Below are 6,060 nucleotides of genomic sequence, written 5' to 3'. Positions count from 1 at the left end.
ACCCCTCCCTCTTTTTTCTCCGACGCCCGTGCCGCCCGTCGGTCGATATCGCTTTGCCAGTCCGCCTTCCAGTGCCAGATGTTGATATAGTGGTCCAGCTGTCCCATGCAGAAAAATGCCGGCGCATCGCCGAGCGGAAGTCCGACCGCGACTCCATCCCGGAAGGTGCCGGGAGTCAGCCGATCATTCTTCGTGTTGTCTTGCCATTCCAGCAGGAAGGCGATTTCGGTTCCATTGTGTACGGACCGCACCGTCAACGCCCGCACCGTGGGTTCCGGCCACACCGGCCTCGTGATCACTTGCCCGCTCAGGGGAATGGTGATCGGTGAGACCTTTCCCCAATCGGCATCATCGGCGCTATTCGGCAGATCACCTTGGACCAAGTAAGATCTGATGGTCATTCCCTCCGAGCTGACTAGCGGAATCCCAAACGCTCCGAGCACACCGGCAACGACAATAAGGCTTGAAAAAAACCCAAGGAGGTGAAAGGGGGAACTGCCGATGTACGTCATTCGCACCGCACGGTACTCCGAGAGAAAGCCGAACTCAGAATATCACAAAACCCGTGCGAGACAAACGTGGAGATGAGCGGTTATGAATTACGAGAGCTTCAGACGACGGATTTTATTCTCTCCGCGTTCGCAGATATAGAGATGGCCTTGCGAATCCACGGCCAAACCGACGGGGGAATTCACGACAGCCTCGGTCCCGAGCAAACCGTCTCCGTGTTTTAACATCCCGGCCGATTCCTTGGCGACAAATCGAGCGGCCCCACAGCCGCCGATATTCTTGTCCTCATATCCACTGTCCCCGTTTCCGGCAACGGTGGTCATGAGACCGTTCTTCGCATCCACTCTACGGACCCGATGATTCATCGTATCGGAAATGTAGAGGTTATCCTGTTCATCAAAGATCACGGCTTCCGGAGCATGCAACATGGCTCTGACGGCCGGCTTATCGTCGCCGTCGTATCCGTACCGGCAAACCCCTGCGACAGTCGCAATAATTCCGGTCCTGGAATCGATCTTTCTGACCCGATTGCTGCCCTTGTCAACCACGTACACGTCGCCTTTGGCATCGACCGCTAGCCCGACAATGTCGTAGAGGCGCGACTCCATCGCAGGCCTTCCATCGTCCAGGTACATCGACATATCGAGCCCATCCGAACAGACCGGCATGAGCCATCCCTGATCATCGCTGAAATCGATTCCGATCGCGTCGCCTGACAGAACAACTAAATTCCTAGCCACCAACGGCTGCTCCCGCGCCTCATCTTCGGCCGACCAGGTCCCAGCAATCGTCGTCACCATTCCGGTCTTCGGATCATATCGTCTGATCTTGTGAGCCTGGGTATCGGCGATAAAGAGGACATCTTCCCGATCAAAGGCAATCGCTGCCGGCCAGGTGAGATTGACTTCCAGCGAGGGACCGTCCCCATTGAACCCATGCTGACCGGTCCCCACCACCGTCGTAATGATGCCCGTCTCATGATCGACCTTTCGAATCCGATTGCTCCCGGAATCACAAATATACAAATTGTTCCGGGAATCAAACGCGACGCCCAACGGCAAATACAGTCCTGCTTCGCCACAGAGACCTTCATCGCCGCTGTAACACGTCTCCCCGATGCCGGCAAAATTATGGAGGGTGCCTTCTTGAAGATTGACGCGCCTGACTCGATCGGACCCTGATTCGGCAAAGTAGAGCCACTGCTCTGTCTTGTCGAGCGCGATGTGATGGGGGAGCGGGATGCCGGCTTTCACCGCGCGTTTGCCGTCACCCGTGCTTCGAGCCTTACCGTTTCCGGCAAAGGTTTCAATGTAGCCGGCTGCCAAGCTGAGTTCTGTATCCATAGCCGTGATGGGTGCTAGGAACGTGGAGCAGGCTGCGCGGTAGCCGGCGCAGGCTGATTCAACGGAGCATTCTGGGTCGAAGCCGCGGTCACGGCTTGAGGCGCAGCGGCCTGTTGCGCTGCAGCCTGAGCATCGGCCTCGATCGCGTCCGCCTCATGGACGGACTTTTTGAATCCCTTGATCGCCTTGCCGAGCCCTTCGCCCAATTGCGGTAATTTCCCCGCTCCGAAAATAATCAGCACGATCATAAGTATGAGGATCAGCTCGGTGAACCCTAGACTGCCAAACATAGTGCACCTCTCCTAAAAGGAATTAGGACCTCGGACCATCCTTCGGTTTCTTGGCAAACCGCTCTTTCAACCGCTTGCGCGTCTCTTCGGCCTGGCTGAACATCTTGCACTTGTCATACACGCTGATAAGGTTGTAATACGCGAGCGGTTCATCAGGATTGTGCTCCACGGCGCTCTCCATGACTCTCACCGCCAAATCGCTCTTCTTATGATTGAGCGCGATTTCCATCAACTTGAAGCTCGATTCCAAGTGCTTGGGGTCCAGTTCCAAGGTGCGAAGGTAGCACTGAATACCCATGTCGATGGTGTTGTAATCGGACACCTGAGGGTTATCCAGCTCAATATAGACCCCCGCGAGGTTATACCAAGCGATCGGGTCCTCCGGAGTGATTTCGACGAGGCGCTCGTAATAGTTTTTCGCCTCCATGTATTGTTTCTTGTCTGCGTAGACCCTCCCAAGGTTGAACAGCGCGAGGACATCGTAGGGGAAGATATCCAGCGCATGCCGAAACTCGGCCTCGGCTTCATCAGTCATGTTCTTGGTCGCGTAGATTGTTCCCAGATTTGCGTAATACATGGCCAGCGAGCGATTCATTTCTGCGCGAAGGGATTCCGCCATCTCGATCGCTTTCTTGACCTCTGCCAACGCATCATCGAGCCGCCCTTTGCTGAAGTACAACTCACCGAGTCGACAGCGAGCCTGAAAGTCGTCAGGTTCATCAGCCAATAATTTTTCGATCCCCGCGATCTCTTCGTCCGGGGTGAGCGGCTGATCCCCGGGGTCAAGAACGGTCTCCGATTGCGATGACGTCGGTTCCTGATTTTCCATAAATATAATCTCGCGCTAAAACTAAGCCTGCCCGTGGAGTAGACCTTCCGATGCCGGCATCGTGGGGCCAACGGCGGTCGGCACCGATTCGATCACGGTTCGTTTCACTCGATCAAGGGCGAGCAACATGACTCCAAGCACGACCATCAAAGTAAGGTTCGAGAACATTAAGGCATAACCGGCGATGAACATCAAACCGATTCCATAGCCGGCCAGTCTCCCGATCATCAGTAACTTGACGACGGTGTAAGACCAGCAGAGCAATCCCCCGACATACACCGCAAAAGGGAGATAGAAGGTATAGCCCATTCCGAATTGAAAGATCCAACCGATGCCCTGCGAGGCCTGTCTGAATGCAGAGGCCAATGCCGGATTATACAGGTCCAAGGCATAGTCTGCGACGATGAGGGCCGAGAAAATGATCCCCGTCGCCGACCAAAACCACATGGCGCGGTTCCGTTGCCGACGGTTCTTCGTTCGCAGCGATAGACTCTTGCTCGTGCCATAGGCCGCAAAAACCAAGAAACTGGCCACAACCATCAACGCTTCACCCGCGCGATGAGATTCGTAGACAAATGGCGGCTCCGCCAATGTTCCGCTCACACTGTAGATCGTCGAAACGATCTGGTAGTACAGCCATCCCGAAACGCCCAAGTAATACGTGACGGCCAGCACACGTTGAGCCGGCTCGCGATGGGTCGTCACATATTCCGACACAAACACCGTAAGCACCAGCAGCGTCACCCCATTGTAAACGATTGCGCCCAGCATGCCGGGTTGCACAATGAGAAACACGACGGTCAACAGCAACAAGAGCGCCGTCCCCACACTACCGAGTTTGCTGAACCGACCTGTTGCAGGCCCTCCCCACCGGTGGATCAGGGCCAGCGTGAGTGCCAAGAACAACAATACGGCCACGATGTTGAGGAGCCACGCGCCCACCTCGGTCAGGGCGGTGAATGTGGGAGTGATCCATGGGTGATCCGCCGCCATTTTGCTGAGGTGCATCCCAAGACGGGAGGCCAGACGATAGAGAACCAGTTCGAGAAAAGAGGTCAGGAGAACGAGTTTGACCGTATACTCGAACAGTGGACCGAAGTCTGAAATTTTTCCTATCACTCGCTCGCTGAGAGCTGCTGCCTTCATGGACGCACCATAGGATCACACATTATAGCTGTCGCGAAAAAATGAGGTCAATGTGCGGCTATCGGCTCCTGTCCGGCTCCTTCTTTCGCTCGTGAGATGTAGAGCAACCCGTCTGCCATCGCATAGTTAAAGGGCAGCTCGCACACGACTTCACTGATCCGCTCATAGACATACTGATACAGTCGCTCTGCCTCCTCCGGAGTCATGCCTTCCTGCACTTCATAGAAAAACCCGAGGCTCAAATCTTCCGCAGAGGGGCGCATGATTCGTCGAATCCCATATCCGCCGGGATCGCTCATAATGGGAGCTTCTTTTTCCAAGTCGAACAGGCAAGGCTGACAGGAAAATCCGTACGACTCGTGGAGTTTCTTGTTGTCAACGATAAAATTCATGGTCTCCAGCGCTTCTTCTTCTCTTTCCGTGGGAAACCCGACGATGATGTAACAATGCACGGCGATGCCGAGATCGACACAGTCATCCGCGATCCGCCTGACCCATTCTTGCTTGATCCCTTTTTTCATGAAATCCATGATCCGCTGATTGAACGACTCCAGCCCAAAGACGATCTTCAAGCACCCGGCATCCCGCATTAACGCCAGCAGCTCGCGCGAGAGATTTTTCTCGAACCGCATCTCGCACGTCCATTTGACATCGAGCTGTTGCTCGATCATCTGCTGGCACAACCGTCTTGTCGGCGCCAGCGCAAAGCATTCATCGGTGAAAAAGAAATGGCGCGCGCCATAGCGTTGTTTCAGCCATTGCAGTTCCTCGACCGTACGCCCGGGATCTTTCTGCCTGAAATTCTGATGGTCGAGGGTCAGCGCGCAGAACGCGCAATCTTTGTAGTAACACCCCCGCGAAAACTGGACCGGCAATACCGGCTCCGGCGACAAGTAGCGATCCAGCGGGAATCCGTCATAATTCGGCGCCGGGAGTTGATTGACATTTTCAGAATAGAACGGCTGGTTGACGGTGATCTTCCCGTTGTGGCGATAAATCAGGTTGGGAACCTTACTGTAATCCTTCTTGCCCGCGAGCTGATTGACCAGTTCCAGCAAGGCCGTTTCGCCCTCAAATACCACGATATCGTCGGTCAATTCGAAGAGGTTCGGGCAGCGGCGAATGTTGTCCACAAGACGGGTAAAAATGCTGCCCCCGATGGTCACGTGAAGGTCCGGGGCGGTCTCCTTGATCAATCGACAGAGCGTGAGGCCGGGAATGATCTGGGACGTGGCCGTAATCGAGACCCCGATGAGATCGGGACGGCTGTCGACAATCGACGGGATGAATCGGTCGCGGAAAATGCTGAGAAAGGGATTCTGGGATTCGTCGCGGACGACCCGCATCAAATCCTTCGAGGAATAAATGGAATAGTTCCCAAACTGATTGTCCACGACCGTGAGCCTGGTCGGGAAATAGATTGAGGAAACCACTTCCAACCACTTGTCGATCATGAACAGGCTCGCTCGATAGGCGTCAGGATCGTAAAATCCTTCGCTGCGCAATGTTTCCTTGGCAAGCTCAATACGGTCAACGAGATAGGAGAACCGGTCGAGAGAGCCGGTCACCTTCGCGTAATGCTCGCGACTGCCGGGACCCGTCTCCCCGCTCTGAGTCCGCTCCAGTTCGTGCTGCTTGGCCGTCAAACGTTGGTACACTTCGGCTGCGTAATGTCTGGTCAACACGGTATCCAGCAATTCAATGCCAAGGTCGCGCTGCGATACGTCTGAAATCCCCCCCTGACGCAAAAATCCAGTCAAGGACGGCAAACTGAGATAGGGTTGAGAAGGATGCCAGGTCGGGGGGAAAAGTAGCGAGATTTTCATGCGATGTTTGTCCTTTTATGCTTGAAAATCAGCAAGTTCTGATCGTCTTCCTTTATACCCTCCGCACTTCGAAAAATGCAATCTGCAAGCGTAGAGAGGCTGAACTAGTGACGGAA

6 protein-coding genes are annotated in these 6,060 nt (G+C 54.8%); all 6 read right to left on the bottom strand.

The genetic code is table 11. The annotated features are described in order from the left end of the window. Positions 1-512, bottom strand: a 512-nt coding sequence (locus ACOSYY_RS16300) for an ethylbenzene dehydrogenase-related protein (protein ID WP_421663770.1), incomplete at its 3' end; no start/stop codon positions are given. 87 nt (positions 513-599) lie between these two features. Next, on the bottom strand, positions 600-1,853 hold the full coding sequence (locus ACOSYY_RS16295) for an NHL domain-containing protein (RefSeq protein ID WP_421663769.1): 1,254 nt from the start codon (positions 1,851-1,853) through the stop codon (positions 600-602). A 14-nt stretch (positions 1,854-1,867) separates the two neighbouring features. Continuing rightward, positions 1,868-2,143 (bottom strand): twin-arginine translocase TatA/TatE family subunit, encoded by a 276-nt coding sequence (tatA, locus tag ACOSYY_RS16290; protein ID WP_421663768.1) that lies wholly within the window; start codon positions 2,141-2,143, stop codon positions 1,868-1,870. A 22-nt stretch (positions 2,144-2,165) separates the two neighbouring features. Continuing rightward, positions 2,166-2,972 (bottom strand): tetratricopeptide repeat protein, encoded by an 807-nt coding sequence (locus ACOSYY_RS16285; RefSeq protein WP_421663766.1) that lies wholly within the window; start codon positions 2,970-2,972, stop codon positions 2,166-2,168. A 21-nt stretch (positions 2,973-2,993) separates the two neighbouring features. Beyond that, positions 2,994-4,118, bottom strand: coding sequence for a hypothetical protein (locus ACOSYY_RS16280; RefSeq protein WP_421663765.1), 1,125 nt, complete (start codon positions 4,116-4,118; stop codon positions 2,994-2,996). 47 nt (positions 4,119-4,165) lie between these two features. Then, positions 4,166-5,944, bottom strand: coding sequence for a B12-binding domain-containing radical SAM protein (locus ACOSYY_RS16275; protein ID WP_421663764.1), 1,779 nt, complete (start codon positions 5,942-5,944; stop codon positions 4,166-4,168). Positions 5,945-6,060: the final 116 nt, after the last annotated feature.

The organism is Nitrospira sp. BLG_2 (genome assembly GCF_049222245.1).
The sequence above is the reverse complement of the archived record's forward strand: the minus strand, read 5'-3'. Positions and strand labels throughout refer to the sequence as shown.

What these genes read in the sequence shown, in the direction of transcription:
- ACOSYY_RS16295 (WP_421663769.1), bottom strand. Translation starts at nt 1,853, where the DNA reads ATGGATACAGAACTCAGCTTGGCAGCCGGCTACATTGAAACCTTTGCC.
- ACOSYY_RS16275 (WP_421663764.1), bottom strand. Translation starts at nt 5,944, where the DNA reads ATGAAAATCTCGCTACTTTTCCCCCCGACCTGGCATCCTTCTCAACCC.
- ACOSYY_RS16280 (WP_421663765.1), bottom strand. Translation starts at nt 4,118, where the DNA reads ATGAAGGCAGCAGCTCTCAGCGAGCGAGTGATAGGAAAAATTTCAGAC.
- ACOSYY_RS16285 (WP_421663766.1), bottom strand. Translation starts at nt 2,972, where the DNA reads ATGGAAAATCAGGAACCGACGTCATCGCAATCGGAGACCGTTCTTGAC.
- tatA (WP_421663768.1), bottom strand. Translation starts at nt 2,143, where the DNA reads ATGTTTGGCAGTCTAGGGTTCACCGAGCTGATCCTCATACTTATGATC.